Raw genomic sequence first — 17,688 nt, forward strand, 5'->3', positions numbered from 1 at the left:
TTTCGGACACGCCTATAAAAAAGAGAGGCCAGGATGTACATCTATCGATTGGTCCTGCTTCTGGTAGTCGGGATCTACCTGTTCTCGCCAGCGATCATGGATTGGTGGATCGATGCGACTGGCGCCTGGTACCGGCCCTATCTGCTCTGGTTGATTCTGATCGTCGTGACTTTCATCCTGCAGAGCCAAAAAGATGCCGATGAGCTTTAGCCTGAGCCAAATGCTGCTGATCAGCGCCGCGTACCTGCTGGTCCTGTTCAGCGTGGCCTGGATCAGCGAACGAGGCCTGATTCCACGCTCGATCATCCGTCACCCGCTGACCTACACCTTGTCGCTGGGCGTCTATGCCAGCGCCGGGGCATTCTACGGCACCGTGGGTCTGGCTTATCAGTATGGCTATGGTTTCCTGTCCAGCTACCTCGGCGTGTCCGGGGCCTTCCTGCTGGCGCCGGTGCTGCTGTACCCGATCCTGAAGATCACCCGTACCTACCAGTTGTCGTCCCTGGCCGACTTGTTCGCCTTCCGCTTTCGCAGCACCTGGACCGGCGCGCTGACTACGGTGTTCATGTTGATCGGCGTGCTGCCGCTGCTGGCCTTGCAGATCCAAGCCGTGGCCGACTCCATCGGCATCCTCACCCGCGAACCGGTGCAGCACCGCGTGGCCTTGAGCTTCTGCGCACTGATTACCCTGTTCACTATCTTCTTCGGCTCCCGCCATATCGCCACCCGGGAGAAGCACGAAGGCCTGGTCTTCGCAATTGCCTTCGAATCGGTGATCAAGCTAATCGCCATCGGCGGTGTCGGCCTATATGCCCTCTACGGGGTATTCGACGGCCCGCAACAGCTCGAACTGTGGCTGTTGCAGAACCAGACTGCCCTCGCCGCGCTGCACACGCCCTTGCAGGAAGGCCCATGGCGCACCCTGCTGTTGGTGTTCTTTGCCTCGGCCATCGTGATGCCGCATATGTATCACATGACCTTTACCGAGAATCTCAATCCGCGCTCCCTGGTCAGCGCCAGCTGGGGCCTGCCACTGTTCCTGCTGCTGATGAGTCTGGCGGTACCGCTGATTCTCTGGGCCGGGCTGAAACTGGGCGCCACCACCAACCCGGAATACTTCACCCTGGGTATCGGCATCGCCGCCCACAACGAAGCCCTGGCGTTGCTGGCCTATATCGGCGGGCTCTCGGCCGCCAGCGGGCTGATCATTGTCACCACCCTGGCCCTGTCCGGCATGGCCCTGAACCACCTGGTGCTGCCGCTCTACCAGCCACCGGCCGAAGGCAATATCTACCGCTGGCTGAAATGGACCCGCCGCGCCCTGATCGTCGCGATCATCATGGCCGGCTATGGCTTCTACCTGCTGCTCGGAGCCGAACAAGATCTGGCTAACCTCGGCATCGTCGCCTTTGTCGCCACCCTGCAATTCCTTCCGGGCGTACTCTCGGTGCTGTACTGGCCAACGGCCAATCGACGCGGTTTCATCGCCGGCCTGCTGGCCGGGATTATCGTCTGGATGGTCACCATGCTGTTGCCGCTGATCGGCGACCTGCAAGATTTCTATACTCCACTGCTGAACATGATCTACGTGCTGGACGATACCAGTTGGCATATGGCAGCCATCGCGTCGCTGGCAGCCAATGTGCTGATGTTCACACTGATTTCGTTGTTCAGTAATGCCAGCCCGGAAGAAGTCAGTGCCGCCGAAGCCTGTACGGTAGACAATGTCCGCCGTCCGCAGCGGCGCGAACTGCACGCCGCCTCCCCCCAGGAGTTCGCTACGCAACTGGCCAAGCCGCTGGGGGCCAAGGCCGCGCAGAAGGAGGTCGAGCAAGCCTTGCGTGACCTCTACCTGCCGTTCGACGAACGACGTCCCTATGCCCTGCGCCGCCTGCGCGACCGGATCGAGGCCAACTTGTCGGGCCTGATGGGGCCGAGCGTGGCACAGGACATGGTCGAGACCTTCTTGCCGTACAAGTCCGACGGGGAAAGCTATGTCACTGAAGACATTCACTTTATCGAAAGCCGCCTTGAGGACTATCACTCGCGCCTGACCGGGTTGGCCGCCGAACTCGATGCCCTGCGCCGCTATCACCGCCAGACATTGCAGGAGCTGCCCATGGGCGTCTGCTCGCTGGCCAAGGACCAGGAGATCCTGATGTGGAACAAGGCCATGGAAGAACTTACCGGTGTTGCCGCGCAACGGGTGGTTGGCTCGCGACTGGGGACTCTGGGCGAACCGTGGAAAGAATTGTTACAAGGTTTTATCAACCTTCCAGACGAACACCTGCACAAACAACACCTGGCCCTCGACGGCCAGACCCGCTGGCTGAATCTGCACAAGGCCGCCATCGACGAGCCGTTGGCTCCGGGCAACAGCGGGTTGGTGCTGCTGGTCGAGGACCTGACCGAAACCCAGATGCTCGAAGACAAGCTGGTGCACTCCGAACGCCTGGCGAGTATCGGTCGCCTGGCCGCTGGGGTCGCCCACGAGATCGGCAACCCAATCACCGGTATCGCCTGCCTGGCGCAGAATCTGCGCGAAGAGCGTGAAGAAGACGGCGAGATCACCGAAATCAGCGGGCAGATCATCGAACAGACCAAACGCGTCTCACGTATCGTCCAGTCGCTGATGAGCTTCGCCCACGCCGGTGGCCACCAGCACAACGACGAACCGGTGTGCCTGGCCGAGGTCGCCCAGGATGCCATTGGTCTGCTAGCACTGAATCGGCGCAATTTTGAAGTACAGTTCTTCAACCTGTGCGATCCCAAACATTGGGTCGACGGCGATCCGCAGCGCCTGGCGCAAGTGCTGATCAACCTGTTGTCCAACGCCCGTGACGCGTCGCCCTCCGGCAGCGCGGTACGGGTCAAGAGCGAAGCCTTCGAACACACCGTCGATCTGATCGTCGAAGACGAAGGCAGTGGCATCCCGAAGAACATCATGGCCCGATTGTTCGAACCCTTTTTCACTACCAAGGATCCTGGAGAAGGGACCGGACTGGGCCTTGCACTAGTCTATTCCATCGTTGAAGAGCATTATGGACAAATCACCATCGACAGCCCGGCTGACACTGAAAGCCAACGCGGCACCCGTATTCGGGTGACCTTACCGCGTCACGTCGAAGCGACGTCCGCTGTGAACTGAGACCGTCGAGAGAACCGAATCAATGCCGCACATTTTGATCGTCGAAGACGAAACCATTATCCGCTCTGCCTTGCGTCGTCTGCTGGAGCGCAATCAGTACCAAGTCAGCGAAGCCGGCTCGGTGCAGGAAGCCCAAGAGCGCTTCAGCATCCCCTCGTTCGACTTGATCGTCAGCGACCTGCGCCTGCCCGGCGCGCCGGGCACCGAGCTGATCAAGCTCGGTCAGGGCACGCCGGTGCTGATCATGACCAGTTACGCCAGCCTGCGTTCGGCTGTGGACTCGATGAAGATGGGCGCGGTGGACTATATCGCCAAGCCTTTCGACCACGACGAGATGTTGCAAGCCGTGGCCCGCATCCTGCGCGACCGCCAGCACAACCAGGGCGCGCCGGCGGAGCGGGGTGCCAAGGGCACCGGCTCGGCAGAGAAATCAGGCACTGATAACAGCAATGGCGAGATCGGCATCATCGGCACCTGCGCGCCGATGCAGGACCTCTACAGCAAGATCCGCAAGGTCGCGCCCACCGACTCCAACGTGCTGATCCAGGGCGAATCGGGGACCGGCAAGGAACTGGTAGCCCGCGCTTTGCATAATCTGTCCAAACGCGCCAAGGCCCCGATGATTTCGGTGAACTGCGCGGCCATTCCGGAAACCCTGATCGAGTCCGAGCTGTTCGGTCACGAGAAAGGCGCGTTCACCGGTGCCAGCGCCGGACGCGCCGGCCTGGTGGAAGCTGCCGACGGCGGTACACTGTTTCTCGACGAAATCGGCGAACTGCCGCTGGAAGCCCAGGCACGCCTGCTGCGGGTATTGCAGGAAGGCGAGATCCGCCGGGTCGGCTCGGTCCAGTCGCAGAAGGTCGATGTGCGCCTGATCGCCGCCACCCACCGCGACCTCAAGAGCCTGGCCAAGATCGGCCAGTTCCGTGAAGACCTTTACTACCGCTTGCATGTGATCGCCCTGAAACTGCCGGCGCTACGTGAACGCGGCGCCGACGTCAACGAGATCGCCAAGGCGTTCCTCAGCCGTCAGAGTACCCGTGTCGGGCGCACCGATCTAAAGTTCGCGCCGGATGCCGAACAAGCCATCCGTCATTACTCATGGCCAGGTAACGTCCGGGAACTGGAGAATGCGGTCGAACGGGCAGTGATTCTGTGCGAAAGCCCGGAAATCTCGGTTGAGCTGCTGGGCATCGACATCGAACTGAGCGATCTGGAAGAGGACCATTTCGTTGGCCTGGCGCCACAGCCGACCACGAACGGTAACACCAGCCACGAACCCACCGAGGACCTGTCGCTGGAAGACTACTTCCAGCACTTCGTCCTGGAGCATCAGGACCACATGACCGAGACCGAGCTGGCGCGCAAACTCGGAGTCAGTCGCAAGTGCCTGTGGGAACGGCGCCAGCGCCTGGGAATTCCACGTCGCAAAACCGGAGTGGCCAGCGAAAGCTGAACGAGGACTCAGTTCTCCAGGCCCCTCCCCGAAAAATGAAAAAACTGTTACCCCCAGTTTTTTCGCGTAACAAAAGCCGGGTCTATCGGTAACGAAGATCCGGTTTTTTGTGCCTGTGAAAAATCTAAAACCCCTCGAAAGCCCTGGTTTTACTGGACCTCACAAAAGTTGGCACGACACCTGCTATATGTCTTGTACAAGAACAATAACAAGCAATGTACAAGACAATAAAAATAAGACGAATCGACTCACGCACAATAAAAACAACACGGCGGAGGCGCAGCTAACTGATTCTTTTGGAGAGGCGTTGTATTTGGGGCTTGCCCCACGACCAGGCCGAGAACAACAAAAACTGCCCTCAAGGCAGAGCCTGAACTGGTTGGATCCACTGGATCATGACAACACAGCAACCAAAGCAATCCGTTTGCTCTTGACTCCCGATTGGGAGACGTCACAAGCAAAAAAGACTTGTGACATAGGGCGATCAACAAAAACAAAAGCCCGTCACCATAATAAAAAAAGAGCACGCAACTACTTCTGGGGGAGCTTTAGCTCCCCTTGTAGTTTCTGCCATAAAGCTTCTGCTCCACCCGCTAAGGCCCGCCCCATAAGGCTCCGAGCAACTGCACAGCACTGACTGGCGCAGCTTCCTACACCATCCCTCGACTAAATGCTAGAATCTGCGCCCATCATGCGGCCATTCTTCGTGTTGGCCGAATATTCCTTCAAACAGTGCATCCCATGCTGAAGAAGCTGTTCCAGTCATTCCGTTCTCCCTTGCGTCGAACGCAACACAAACGCAGCACCCCTGAAGTGCTCAACAGCAGCCAGCATTCGCTGCAAAAAGCGCAGTTCAGCCGGTATGCGGTGAACATCGTCGAGCGTCTGCAGAGCGCCGGATACCAGGCTTACCTGGTCGGCGGGTGCGTGCGCGACATGTTGCTCAATATCACCCCCAAGGATTTCGACGTCGCCACCAGCGCCACGCCAGAACAAATCCGAGCCGAATTTCGCAATGCGCGGATCATCGGTCGGCGGTTCAAACTGGTGCATATCCACTTTGGCCGGGAAATCATCGAAGTCGCGACTTTTCGCGCCAATCACCCGCAGAACGACGACGAGGAAGACAGCAATCAGTCCTCTCGTAACGAAAGCGGGCGAATCTTGCGCGACAACGTCTACGGCACCCTCGAAGACGATGCTCAGCGCCGGGACTTCACGATCAATGCGCTGTATTACGATCCGGTCAGCGAACGTATCCTCGACTACGCCCACGGCGTACACGACATTCGCAATCGGCTGATCCGCCTGATCGGCGACCCGACCCAGCGCTACCAGGAAGACCCGGTGCGGATGCTGCGGGCCGTGCGCTTTGCCGCTAAGCTGGACTTCGGTATCGAGAAACATACCGTGACACCGATCCGCGACCTGGCGCCTATGCTGTGCGAGATCCCTTCAGCGCGCCTGTTCGAAGAAGTGCTCAAGCTGTTCCTCTCGGGTTATGCCGCCGACACCTTCGAGATGCTGGTCGACCTGAACTTGTTCGAACCGCTGTTCCCCGCCAGCTTCGAGGCCCTGGAACACAATCCGAACTACACCCATACGCTGATCAGCCAAGCGCTGATCAATACCGACCTGCGCATCAAGCAGAACAAGCCGGTCACGCCGGCCTTTCTGTTTGCCGCCTTGCTGTGGCCGGCCCTGCCGACGCGGGTATTACACTTGCAAGCCCGTGGTATGCCGCCCATTCCGGCGATGCAGGAGGCTGCTCACGAGCTGATCAGCGAGCAATGCCAGCGCATTGCAATCCCCAAGCGTTTTACCCTGCCGATCCGCGAGATCTGGGACATGCAGGAACGCTTGCCACGCCGCAGCGGCAAACGCGCCGACCTGTTGCTGGACAATCCACGCTTTCGTGCCGGCTATGACTTCCTGCTGCTACGCGAAGCCGCCGGTGAACAGACCGACGGCCTGGGTGACTGGTGGACCGACTATCAGGACGCCAATGACGCTGGCCGCCGCGACATGATCCGCGACCTCAGCGGCAAGGAAGACGTCAGCGGCGCGCCGCGCAAACGTCGTCGCAGCAGTGCCGGCAAGCGCAAGCGTACCGCAGGTTCGGAAGAGTAAGTTGATGGAGCGCGTCTATATCGGCCTAGGCAGTAACCTGGCTGAGCCGGCAGAGCAATTGCGCAATGCCATCAACGCTCTGACACAACTGCCGGACAGCGAGCTGGTAGGCGTCTCAGCGTTCTACCAGAGCGATTCGCTGTTGCCCGGCCAACCGCGCTACACCAATGCGGTGGCGGCGCTCGACAGCCTCTTGCCCCCCCTGACCTTGCTCGATGCGCTGCAGGCCATCGAAATCGACCAGGGTCGCGAGCGTCATGAACGTTGGGGGCCGCGCACGCTGGACCTCGATATTCTGCTATTCGGCGACCGGCTGATCGACGAGCCGCGTCTGAAAGTTCCGCATTACCACATGCAGGCCCGCCCTTTTGTGCTGTATCCGCTGGCAGAACTGGCCCCCGCCGACCTGCGACTGGCCGATGGCCGCACACTGCGCAACTTGCTTGGAGAATGCCCGTTTGTCGGCCTGGAGCGACTTTCCCGCTAGGAACGTCACCCTCCCGCGAAAAGCGTCGATGCGGCGGTCTGGCTGAATCGCATCAGTTACACCGGTAACACCCCCGGCGTAACATAGCGGTAACACATCCGATTGACTTCCCCGGTTCTCCTCACGACTATAGGCGTCCCGTTGCCGCCTCTGCGGCGTTAAAGAGCGCAATCGAGGTTTATAAGCACGACAAAAAACGTGCGCCTGTATAAATGACGAACCACGCGCGTTACTCGCAGTAATTTGCACGGAGCCTGAAGAGGACTTTTTCATGCCAGACATTACCCTGACCACCTTGCAAAGCCTCAAGCACAAAGGTGAGAAAATCGCCATGCTGACCTGCTACGACGCCACTTTCGCCCACACCGCTTGTGCAGCAGGCGTTGAAGTGCTGCTGATTGGCGACTCGCTGGGTATGGTTTCCCAAGGGCATGACAGCACGCTGCCCGTGACAGTGGACGACATCGTGTACCACACCGCCAGCGTCAAGCGTGGTAATCAGGGCGCATTGATTGTCGCCGACCTGCCGTTCATGGCCTACGCCACCGTCGAACAGACATTGCACCACAGTGCTCTGCTGATGCAGGCCGGCGCCAATATGGTCAAGGTCGAAGGGGCCGCCTGGTTGGCCGAGTCCATTCGCCTGCTGGCCGAACGGGGTGTACCGGTCTGTGCGCATCTGGGCCTGACCCCGCAATCGGTGAACATCTTCGGCGGCTACAAGGTCCAGGGCCGTGGTGAAGCCCAGGCCCGGCAAATGCGTGCCGACGCCATCGCCCTGGAGCAGGCCGGTGCCGCCATGATCCTACTGGAGTGTGTACCGAGCGAGCTGGCGGCGGAAATTACCCAAGCGGTCAAAGTGCCGGTCATCGGTATCGGCGCCGGTACCGCCACCGACGGTCAAGTACTGGTGCTGCACGACATGCTCGGTCTCTCCATCAGCGGTCGCGTGCCCAAATTCGTGAAAAACTTCATGCTCGGCCAGAGCAGTATCCAAGCGGCATTGGGCGCCTACGTCAGCGAAGTCAAGGCCGTCACCTTTCCAGGCACCGAACACGGGTTTTCGGCATGAATACAGTCAAGACCGTCCGTGAACTACGCGCCGCCGTCGCGCGGGCCCGCTGCGAGGGCAAACGCATCGGCTTCGTGCCGACCATGGGCAACCTGCATGCCGGCCACACCGCCTTGGTCACCAAGGCGGCCCAACGCGTGGATTTCGTGGTGGCAAGCATCTTCGTCAACCCGCTGCAATTCGGCGCTAACGAAGATCTCGACAAGTACCCGCGCACTCTCGCCGCCGACCAGGAGAAACTGCTCCAGGCCGGCTGCAATCTGCTGTTCGCGCCTACGGTCGAGGAGATGTACCCCGACGGTATGGCCGGACAGACCCGGGTCAGCGTCCCGCACCTGTCCGAAGGGCTGTGTAGCAGCAGTCGCCCCGGTCATTTCGAAGGCGTGGCCACCGTGGTCAGCAAGCTGTTCAACATGGTCCAGCCCGATCTGGTGGTGTTCGGTCAGAAGGACTACCAGCAGTTGGCTGTGATCCGTGCCCTGGTGCATGACCTGAACATGCCCATCCAGGTGATCGGTGAACCGACCGTTCGGGCTGCCGACGGCCTGGCGCTGTCGTCGCGCAATGGCTTCCTCAGTGAAACCGAACGGGCCGCGGCCCCGGTGCTGTATCACAGCCTGAGCCAGATCGCCGGGTTCATCGAGCAGGGCGAACGTGATTATCCCAAGCTGCTCGCCGAACATACCCGGTTGATCGAAAGTGCCGGCTTGCGCCTGGACTACCTGGAAATCCGCCACGGCCTCAGCTTGCGCCCTGCCACCGCGCAGGACCGCGACGTGGTGATCCTGGTTGCCGCCTTCCTCGGCACCACCCGCCTGATCGACAATCTGCACTTGAGCCTCGACACTCCCGCATGAATAGCGACTGCCCGAGCTCCAGGCTTGAGTCAAACGGTCGCCGTCCGAGTATCTCATGGGCAAATGGACGCGTTCGCGGCCCAGGTCGCTTGATCGGGCCTGCTCGAACCTGAACCCCAAGAGTGCGAAAAAGTATCGAGAAAAGGTCAGACAAAGCCAAGACAGACGCCAGCGCGAGGTTTACTGTAATCGCGCTGCGTCTTCCAAGGTACCGACGCAGGTTGTCGGACACTGCCACTGAATAAAAGCAGGACCTTCCGGGGTTTCTGGTGTCCAAAAAAGTCAAATGTCCAACAGGCAGCTCTCGTAAAAGGAAATCCGCAGCGATGGCGTACTACCGCACTCCTCACGACGTGACCGCCCTGCCCGCCTGGCAGGCGTTGAACCAACACCGCGAAAACATGCACAACTTCAGCATGCGCGAAGCCTTTAATGCCGACCCGCAGCGTTTCAATCAATTCACCCTCAGCAGCTGCGGGTTGTTCCTCGACTACTCCAAGAACCTGATTACCCACGAGACCCGCAACCTATTGGTGGGCCTGGCCAATGAAGTCGATCTGCAAGGCGCAATCAAGTCGCTGTTTGCCGGCGAACTGGTCAACGCCTCCGAAGGTCGCCCGGCGCTGCACACCGCGCTACGCCGTCCGGTCGGCGACAAGCTATCGGTCAACGGCGTCAATGTGATGCCCGATGTGCATAAAGTGCTCAATCAGATGACCGAGCTGGTCGGGAAAATCCATGATGGCCTGTGGCGCGGCTACACCGAAAAGCCAATCACCGACGTGGTCAACATCGGTATCGGTGGTTCGTTCCTCGGCCCGGAGCTGGTCTCCGAGGCGTTGCTGTCCTACGCCCACAAAGGCGTGCGCTGCCACTACCTGGCGAACATCGACGGCAGCGAGTTCCACGAGCTGTCGGCGAAGATTCGCGCCGAGACGACCCTGTTTATCGTTTCCTCGAAAACCTTCACCACCCTCGAAACCCTGAAGAATGCCCGTGCCGCCCGTGACTGGTACCTGGCCCAGGGCGGTTCCGAGGCGGAGCTGTACAAGCACTTCATCGCGGTATCGAGCAACAACGCCGCCGCCGTGGCCTTCGGCATCCGCGAAGAGAACATTTTCCCGATGTGGGACTGGGTCGGCGGGCGCTACTCGCTGTGGTCGGCCATCGGCCTGCCGATTGCCCTGGCCATCGGCATGTCGAATTTCAAGGAACTGCTGTCCGGCGCCTACACCATGGACCAGCACTTCCAGAACGCGCCATTCGAACAGAACATGCCGGTGCTGTTGGCCCTGCTCGGGGTCTGGTACGGCAACTTCTGGGGCGCGCAGAGCCACGCGATCCTGCCGTATGATCACTACCTGCGCAACATCACCAAGCACTTGCAACAACTGGACATGGAATCCAACGGCAAGAGCGTGCGCCAGGACGGTAGCCCGGTGTCCACCGATACCGGCCCGGTGATCTGGGGCGGCGTCGGTTGCAACGGCCAGCACGCCTATCACCAATTGCTGCACCAAGGCACCCAACTGATCCCGGCCGACTTCATCGTGCCGATTGTCAGTTTCAACCCAGTGGCTGACCATCACCAATGGCTGTACGCCAACTGCCTGTCCCAGAGCCAGGCATTGATGCTCGGCAAGACCCGCGCCGAAGCCGAAGCCGAACTGCGTGAAAAAGGCTTGAGTGAAGCCGAGGTGCAGAAACTGGCAGCGCACAAGGTGATCCCCGGCAACCGTCCGAGCAACACGCTGGTGGTCGAGCGTATCAGTCCTCGTCGTCTCGGTGCCCTGGTGGCGACCTACGAGCACAAGGTCTTCGTGCAGAGCGTGATCTGGGGCATCAACGCCTTCGACCAATGGGGCGTGGAGCTGGGCAAGGAACTGGGCAAAGGCGTCTACAATCGCCTGGTCGGCAGCGAGGAGTCTTTGGCCGACGATGCCTCGACCCAGGGGCTGATCAACTACTTCCGCGGTCGTCATCGCGGCTGACCGGTTGTTGAGATCGTTCCCGCACAAGCGGGAACGATCGATTCTCCCTGCCCCCTTGAACCTTCCCGCTACAGGGCGCACCCTTAGGTTTGTCGCAGACAAGAACAAGGAACCGCCATGTTCGATATCAGCACATACCCCAAGGCCGAAGCCGTGCGCCAGGCCGCCCAACTGAGCCAGGCCGACTACCAGCGGCTCTACCGGGACTCCATCGACCACCCCGACACTTTCTGGGCCGAACAGGCCAGGCGTTTTCTCGACTGGTCCCGCCCCTGGGACAAGGTCCAGCAATGGGACCTGCGTACAGGTCAGGCGCAATGGTTCGCCGGCGGGCAACTGAATGTCAGCTACAACTGCATCGACCGCCACCTCGCCAAACACGGCGACAGCATCGCGCTGATCTGGGAAGGCGACAATCCTGCCGAATCGGCGCAAATCACCTACCGCAAACTGCACCACAACGTCTGCCGGTTGGCCAATGTGCTGAAAAAGCGCGGTGTGAAGAAGGGCGATCGCGTCTGCATCTACATGCCGATGATTCCCGAAGCGGCCTACGCCATGCTCGCCTGCACGCGGATCGGCGCTATCCATTCGGTGGTGTTCGGCGGGTTCTCTCCCGATGCCCTGCGCGACCGTATCCTCGATGCCGACTGCCATACTGTGATCACCGCCGACGAAGGCATACGCGGCGGCAAGTACATACCGCTCAAGCAGAATGTCGACAAGGCACTGCTCGGTTGCCCCGGTGTCGATACCGTCCTGGTGGTGGAGCGAACCCAGGGCGAGGTACAGTGGGTCGAAGGCCGCGACCTCTGGTATCACCAGGCCGTGCATGGCGTCAGCGATGACTGCCCGCCCGAGCCGATGGAGGCCGAGGACCCGCTGTTCATCCTCTACACATCCGGCAGCACCGGCCGCCCCAAGGGCGTGCTGCACACCACCGGCGGCTATCTGCTGCAAACGGCGATGACCTTCCAGTACGTCTTCGACTATCGCCCTGGCGAAGTCTTCTGGTGCACCGCCGATGTCGGCTGGGTCACCGGCCACAGCTATATCGTCTACGGCCCGCTGGCGAACGGCGCCACCAGCCTGATCTACGAAGGAGTGCCGAGCCATCCGGACAGCTCACGCTTCTGGCAGGTGATCGACAAACACCAGGTCAATATCCTCTACACCGCACCGACCGCCCTCAGGGCATTGATGCGCGAAGGCGACGAACCGCTGAAACGGACCTCTCGGGCAAGCCTGCGCCTGCTTGGCAGCGTTGGCGAACCGATCAACCCGCAAGCCTGGGAATGGTACTTCAACATAGTCGGCGAGCAGCGCTGCCCTATCGTCGACACCTGGTGGCAGACCGAGACCGGCGGCATCATGCTCACGCCACTGATCGGCTCCCAACAGCTCAAGCCGGGCTGCGCTACCCAGCCGATGTTCGGCGTGCAACCCGTGCTGTTGGATGAGCAAGGTCAGGAAATCAGCGGCGTCGGCAGCGGCGTGCTGGCCATCAAGGCCAGTTGGCCGGGGCAGATCCGTAGCCTCTACGGCGATCCACAACGCATGCTCGACACCTACTTCAAGCCCTACCCCGGCTACTACTTCACCGGCGACGGCGCCCGCCGTGACGAAGACGGTCATTACTGGATCACCGGACGGATCGACGACGTGATCAACGTCTCCGGACACCGCATCGGCACCGCCGAAGTGGAAAGCGCGCTGGTGCTCCACGAAAGCATCGCCGAAGTTGCTGTGGTCGGTTACCCCCACGACCTCAAGGGCCAAGGCATCTACGCCTTTGTCACGCCGATTAAGGGCATCGAGCCGAGCGAGGCCCTCAGCAAAGCGTTGCTGGCCCATGTCAGCCAGGAGATCGGCAGCTTCGCCAAGCCGGACCTGATCCAGTGGACACCCGCCTTGCCGAAAACCCGCTCAGGGAAAATCATGCGGCGCATCCTACGCAAGATCGCCTGCAATGAACTGGACAGCCTGGGTGATACCTCGACCCTGGCCGACCCCAGCGTGGTCGAAGGACTCATCGACAAGCGTCTGAATCAATAACCGGTGGCGGCGAAAGCTACTTTCGCCGCCACCGACCTTGCTGCATGGGCCTGATCCCCGGAAGGCTGGTAAACTCCCGCGCCACATCCCCCAAGGCGCACTCCATGTCTTCCTTGAATCAGGCGCTGCGCGCCGCCCTCGATCGTCGCCAGGACCTGCTGGCCGAACTTCATACCCAGGGCACCGACTGCTATCGGCTGTTCCACGGCAGCCAGGAAGGTGCCGGTGGCCTGACCGTCGATCGCTACGGCCCGCAACTGTTGGTACAGACCTTCCACCAGACACTGGCGCGCGAAGAGCTGCTCGCCTTGCACGGGACCATCAACCAGTACCTGCAACTGAACACTCTGCTGGTCTACAACGACCGTTCCCGCGGCCATTCGCGGATCGATCGCGAAGACCCGGTCTACCGGGCCGACGAAAGCGCCCTCGCCGACCTGATCGGCCACGAATGGGGCCTCAACTACCGCGTGCGCGGCCGACACGCCGGACAGGACCCACTGCTATTCCTCGACTTGCGCGATGCCCGCGGCTGGGTCAAACAGCACAGCCAGGGCAAAAGCGTCCTCAACTTGTTTGCCTATACCTGCGGCGTCGGTCTGAGCGCAGCCGCCGGCGGTGCCCTGGAAATCTGCAACCTCGACTTCGCCGAAGGTAACCTGGCCGTGGGCCGCGAGAACGGTTTGCTCAACCCGCAACTGCCGGCCATGCAGTTCGTCCAGTCCGACTACTTTCCGGCCATCCGTCAGCTCGCCGGCCTGCCCATCGCCCAGCGTCGCGGTCAGAAGCTGCCGAGCTATCCGCGCCTGGGACAGCGCCAATATGACCTGGTACTGCTCGACCCGCCCGCCTGGGCCAAGAGTGCCTTCGGCACCGTCGACCTGCTGCGTGACTACCAGAGCCTGCTCAAGCCAGCACTGCTGGCCACAGCCGACAATGGCGTGCTGATATGCTGCAACAATCTGGCAAAAGTCAGCCTGGACGACTGGCGCGAACAGGTCTTGCGTTGCGCGGAAAAAGCCGGTCGACCGGTACGCGATTGGCAGGTACTGGCACCGGCGGCTGACTTCCCTTCGTGGGACGGACAACCTCCGTTGAAAACCCTGATCCTCCAACTGTAGGCATGGCGCCAGAGACCCGTCTCTTGAAATGCACCTAACAACGTAAGTAGCGATGAAAAAAGGCGATTGCTTCGGAACCGCTAACGCGTGCCATACTCCAAATCACCTCCGACTGAGATAGACGACGCCTCACATGCCCAAAGGATTGAAACGCGCCCTCGGCGCCTTGCTGACCGTCCTCGCGCTGTACACCGTGCTAGGTTTTTTCATCCTGCCGGGCGTGGGCCTGCGTATTGCCAACCAGCAACTGGCGCACTACGCCACGGTGCCTGCCAAGCTCCAGCGTCTGGAGTTCAACCCGTTCAGTCTGGAGTTGACGCTGTGGGGTTTGAACATCGGCGAGCCGGGCCAGGAGCAGGTCGCGTTCGAGCGTCTCTATGTCAATCTGCAGGCCGACAGCCTCTGGACCCAGGCCCTGCACTTGGCCGAAGTCCAACTGGACCAGCCCAAGACTGAAGTGACCTTCAGCAAAGACGGCAGCCTCAACCTCTCCCGGTTGTTCAAGTTGCCCGCCAGCGAACCGACCCCGACCGATCCCAATGCCAAGCCTTTCCCCGTGCGCATCGACCAGATCGCGCTGGCTGGCGGCTATCTGCACTTCCAGGACCTGCGTCCGAGCGAACCTATCGAGTTCCTCTATGACAAGATGGATCTGCAGCTGAAAAATCTCAGCACCCTGCCCGACGACGCCGCCGACATGACCTTGGTGGCCGCAGGCCCCGAAGGTGGGCGTATCGACTGGAAAGGCAATGTCAGCCTCGTGCCGATCACCTCCCAAGGCTCGTTGAAAGTCACCGATGGCAAGATGAAGCTCTGGTGGCCCTACGTCCGTGATGCGCTGCCGTTGGACCTCGAAGATGGCATCGTCAATCTCAGCACCGATTACACCCTCAACCTCGCCAAGGACACCGAGCTGCTGCTGAGCAACACGTCGCTCAGCGTCGCACCGTTCGCCATCAAGGCTCCCGATGGCCGGCCCCTGGCGCGCCTGGAGCGGCTAGACGTCAGCGAGACCAGCATCGACCTCGCCAAGCAGCAGGTCGTCGTCGGCAAGATCCGCAGTAGCAAGCTGGAAACCTGGGCAGCCCGTGAAGCCGATGGTCAACTGGACTGGCAGAAACTGCTCGCCAGCCAGCCAGCCAAACCCGCCCCCAAGGAGCCACCACCTGCGACCGCCGATACCCCTCGCGCCGCACCGACTGCACCCAGCAAACCCTGGCAGGTGCTGCTCAAGGACGTACAACTGCGCGACTACCGCATACATCTCGCCGACCGCGCGAACAAAACACCGGTCGCCCTCGATCTCGGCCCATTGAACCTCGACCTGCAGAACTTCGACAGCCTCAATCCATCGCCCTTCAGCCTCAAGTTCGATATCGGACTGGGCAAGCAAGGCAAGGTGCTTGCCAGTGGCGAAGTCAGCTTGAGCCCGATCAGTGCCAAGCTGAAGGTCAAGACCCAGGATATCGACTTGCGAGTGGCCCAAGCCTATGTCGAGCCGTTTATTCGCTTGGAAGTACGCAGCGGCCTGCTCGGCAGCGACCTCGACGTCAACCTGAAAAATATCGACCCGCTGACCTTCAGCGTGACCGGAAGAGCTCAGGTCGATCAACTGCACACCCTCGATACTCTCAAGAGTCGGGACTTCGTGAAATGGCAGAAATTGGCGGTCGACGGCCTGAACTACCAGCACGGCGACAGCCTGTCGATCGACAAAGTCAGCGTGTTCCGGCCCTATGTCCGTTTCATGATCAACGACGACCGTACCACCAACATCGATGACCTGCTGATTCCACAGCCGGCTGGGGGACCTGGCAAATCAACGGCCAAGGCCGCCCCGTCGAACAGCAAGCCACTGGGTATCCATGTCGGCGGCATTGCCATCAACGATGGCTCGGCCAACTTCGCCGACTTCAGCCTCACTCCCAACTTCGCCACCGCCATCCAGCAACTCAACGGCCAGATCGGCACCATCGACAGCCGCCAGGCCAAGCCGGCCAATGTCGATATCAAGGGCAAGGTCGATCGTTATGCACCCGTGACCATCAAGGGCGCGCTCAATCCCTTCGACCCGATGGCCAGCCTGGATATCGCCACCAGCTTCAAACGCGTCGAGCTGACCACCCTGACACCGTATGCCGGCAAGTTCGCCGGTTATCGTATCCGCAAGGGCCGACTCAATCTCGATCTGCATTACCTGATCACCAAGGGCCAGTTGAAGGCCGAGAACAAGTTAGTGGTCGAGCAACTGCAACTGGGCGAGAAAGTCGACAGCCCGGACGCCGTCGATCTACCGATCAAGCTGGCTATCGCCCTACTCAAGGACTCCGATGGCAAGATCTCCATCGAGCTACCGGTTTCCGGCGACCTCAACAACCCGCAGTTCAGCGTCATGCCGATTGTCTGGCAGACCCTGCGTAACCTGGTCGTGCGGGCAGCCACGGCCCCCTTCAAGTTCATTGGCGGGCTGATTGCCGGTGGCGATTCCCAGGACCTCAGCAATGTAGCCTTCACCCCAGGCTCCAGCGACTTGAGCAAGGACGCCGAATCGTCCCTGAGCAAGCTAGCCGCCGCCTTGAAGGAACGTCCAAACCTGCGCCTGGAGATCGAAGGCACCAGTGCCCAGGCCAGCGACGGCCCGCTCATCGCCCAGCAACGCTTGGACCGCGAATATCAGGCCACTTACTACAAGATGCTCCAGCGCCGTGGCGACAAGGTCCCGGCACAGGCCTCGTTGTTGCAGGTGCCGGAGGGTGAGAAGGCGCCGATGCTGGAGGGCATCTACCGCAGTCAGCTCAAGCAACAGCCGCCAGCCGAATGGGCGCAATTGAGCCGCGACGAACGCACCGCCAGACTGCGCGACGCAGTACTCAAGAACTGGAGTGGCAACGCCGCATTGCTGCGCAAATTGGGCCAGGAGCGGGCCAGCAGCATCAAGGACTTCCTGGTAGACAAAGGCCAACTGGAGGACACTCGTGTGTACTTCATTGATGCCAGCCTCGGTCAAGCCGAGAGCGATGGCCGCGTCGTCACTCCCTTGCACCTGGATAGCGAATGAGCAGGCTCAAACCTATTCTGTTCGGCCTCGCATGGGCATTGATTGCCAGCCAGGCCCAGGCTGGCTCCTTGCGTTGCGCCAGCCACTTGATCAGCATCGGCGACAGGAAATCGGAGGTTCTGGATAAATGCGGCGAACCACTTTCCCGGGATGTGGTGGGCTATCAACGCAGCGTCGATCGTCGTGTCGAGGTGCAGATCGAAGAATGGGTCTATCCCCAGAGTGGTGGCATGGTCCAGTACCTGCGCTTTGTCGGCGGGCGCCTGGAGCGCATCGACAGCAAGCGCGGGAACTGACAACCCGCTGACCTCAA

12 protein-coding genes are annotated in these 17,688 nt (G+C 60.7%); all 12 read left to right on the plus strand.

Annotated features, from left to right (window positions below):
- Nucleotides 1–33: 33 nt before the first annotated feature.
- Nucleotides 34–210 carry a hypothetical protein gene (locus BMX68_RS25725; RefSeq protein ID WP_003176118.1) on the plus strand — a complete coding sequence of 59 codons (177 nt, stop codon included), beginning with the start codon at nucleotides 34–36 and terminating at the stop codon, nucleotides 208–210.
- Nucleotides 194–3,148, plus strand: a complete 2,955-nt coding sequence (locus BMX68_RS22855) for a sensor histidine kinase (protein ID WP_026013294.1) — start codon at nucleotides 194–196, stop codon at nucleotides 3,146–3,148. Before BMX68_RS25725 ends, BMX68_RS22855 begins: the two co-directional genes overlap by 17 nt.
- A gap of 22 nt (nucleotides 3,149–3,170) precedes the next feature.
- Nucleotides 3,171–4,604, plus strand: a complete 1,434-nt coding sequence (locus BMX68_RS22860) for a sigma-54-dependent transcriptional regulator (RefSeq protein WP_017133068.1) — start codon at nucleotides 3,171–3,173, stop codon at nucleotides 4,602–4,604.
- Between the two features lie 741 nt (nucleotides 4,605–5,345).
- Entirely contained in the window at nucleotides 5,346–6,734 is a 1,389-nt protein-coding gene (locus tag BMX68_RS22865) for a polynucleotide adenylyltransferase PcnB (RefSeq protein WP_017133069.1), read from the plus strand.
- Nucleotides 6,735–6,738: 4 nt separating this feature from the next.
- Complete coding sequence (gene folK, locus BMX68_RS22870) at nucleotides 6,739–7,221, plus strand: 2-amino-4-hydroxy-6-hydroxymethyldihydropteridine diphosphokinase (RefSeq protein WP_017133070.1); 483 nt, start codon at nucleotides 6,739–6,741, stop codon at nucleotides 7,219–7,221.
- A gap of 271 nt (nucleotides 7,222–7,492) precedes the next feature.
- Nucleotides 7,493–8,293 carry a 3-methyl-2-oxobutanoate hydroxymethyltransferase gene (gene panB / locus BMX68_RS22875; protein ID WP_017133071.1) on the plus strand — a complete coding sequence of 267 codons (801 nt, stop codon included), beginning with the start codon at nucleotides 7,493–7,495 and terminating at the stop codon, nucleotides 8,291–8,293.
- Complete coding sequence (gene panC / locus BMX68_RS22880; protein WP_017133072.1) at nucleotides 8,290–9,150, plus strand: pantoate--beta-alanine ligase; 861 nt, start codon at nucleotides 8,290–8,292, stop codon at nucleotides 9,148–9,150. The genes panB and panC overlap by 4 nt, the downstream gene beginning before the upstream one ends.
- A gap of 326 nt (nucleotides 9,151–9,476) precedes the next feature.
- Nucleotides 9,477–11,141: a glucose-6-phosphate isomerase gene (gene pgi, locus BMX68_RS22885; protein ID WP_017133073.1), complete on the plus strand. Its 1,665-nt coding sequence runs from the start codon at nucleotides 9,477–9,479 to the stop codon at nucleotides 11,139–11,141.
- A 117-nt stretch (nucleotides 11,142–11,258) separates the two neighbouring features.
- On the plus strand, nucleotides 11,259–13,196 hold the full coding sequence (acs, locus tag BMX68_RS22890) for an acetate--CoA ligase (RefSeq protein ID WP_017133074.1): 1,938 nt from the start codon (nucleotides 11,259–11,261) through the stop codon (nucleotides 13,194–13,196).
- Nucleotides 13,197–13,300: 104 nt separating this feature from the next.
- A complete protein-coding gene (locus BMX68_RS22895) occupies nucleotides 13,301–14,317 on the plus strand; it encodes a class I SAM-dependent rRNA methyltransferase (protein ID WP_017133075.1) in 1,017 nt (338 codons plus the stop codon).
- Between the two features lie 133 nt (nucleotides 14,318–14,450).
- The gene (locus BMX68_RS22900; RefSeq protein ID WP_017133076.1) at nucleotides 14,451–17,375 is read left to right on the plus strand and encodes a DUF748 domain-containing protein; all 2,925 of its coding nucleotides are present in this window, start codon (nucleotides 14,451–14,453) and stop codon (nucleotides 17,373–17,375) included.
- On the plus strand, nucleotides 17,372–17,671 hold the full coding sequence (locus BMX68_RS22905) for a DUF2845 domain-containing protein (protein ID WP_017133077.1): 300 nt from the start codon (nucleotides 17,372–17,374) through the stop codon (nucleotides 17,669–17,671). Before BMX68_RS22900 ends, BMX68_RS22905 begins: the two co-directional genes overlap by 4 nt.
- Nucleotides 17,672–17,688 lie beyond the last annotated feature (17 nt).

The sequence above is a fragment of the Pseudomonas agarici genome (assembly GCF_900109755.1).
GTDB classification, from domain to species: domain Bacteria; phylum Pseudomonadota; class Gammaproteobacteria; order Pseudomonadales; family Pseudomonadaceae; genus Aquipseudomonas; species Aquipseudomonas agarici.

Excerpts from the sequence above, each read along its gene's own strand:
- BMX68_RS22900 (WP_017133076.1), top strand. The coding sequence starts at position 14,451 with ATGCCCAAAGGATTGAAACGCGCCCTCGGCGCCTTGCTGACCGTCCTC.
- BMX68_RS22855 (WP_026013294.1), top strand. The coding sequence starts at position 194 with ATGCCGATGAGCTTTAGCCTGAGCCAAATGCTGCTGATCAGCGCCGCG.
- panC (WP_017133072.1), top strand. The coding sequence starts at position 8,290 with ATGAATACAGTCAAGACCGTCCGTGAACTACGCGCCGCCGTCGCGCGG.
- BMX68_RS22865 (WP_017133069.1), top strand. The coding sequence starts at position 5,346 with ATGCTGAAGAAGCTGTTCCAGTCATTCCGTTCTCCCTTGCGTCGAACG.
- BMX68_RS22895 (WP_017133075.1), top strand. The coding sequence starts at position 13,301 with ATGTCTTCCTTGAATCAGGCGCTGCGCGCCGCCCTCGATCGTCGCCAG.
- folK (WP_017133070.1), top strand. The coding sequence starts at position 6,739 with ATGGAGCGCGTCTATATCGGCCTAGGCAGTAACCTGGCTGAGCCGGCA.
- BMX68_RS22905 (WP_017133077.1), top strand. The coding sequence starts at position 17,372 with ATGAGCAGGCTCAAACCTATTCTGTTCGGCCTCGCATGGGCATTGATT.
- pgi (WP_017133073.1), top strand. The coding sequence starts at position 9,477 with ATGGCGTACTACCGCACTCCTCACGACGTGACCGCCCTGCCCGCCTGG.
- BMX68_RS25725 (WP_003176118.1), top strand. The coding sequence starts at position 34 with ATGTACATCTATCGATTGGTCCTGCTTCTGGTAGTCGGGATCTACCTG.
- acs (WP_017133074.1), top strand. The coding sequence starts at position 11,259 with ATGTTCGATATCAGCACATACCCCAAGGCCGAAGCCGTGCGCCAGGCC.
- panB (WP_017133071.1), top strand. The coding sequence starts at position 7,493 with ATGCCAGACATTACCCTGACCACCTTGCAAAGCCTCAAGCACAAAGGT.
- BMX68_RS22860 (WP_017133068.1), top strand. The coding sequence starts at position 3,171 with ATGCCGCACATTTTGATCGTCGAAGACGAAACCATTATCCGCTCTGCC.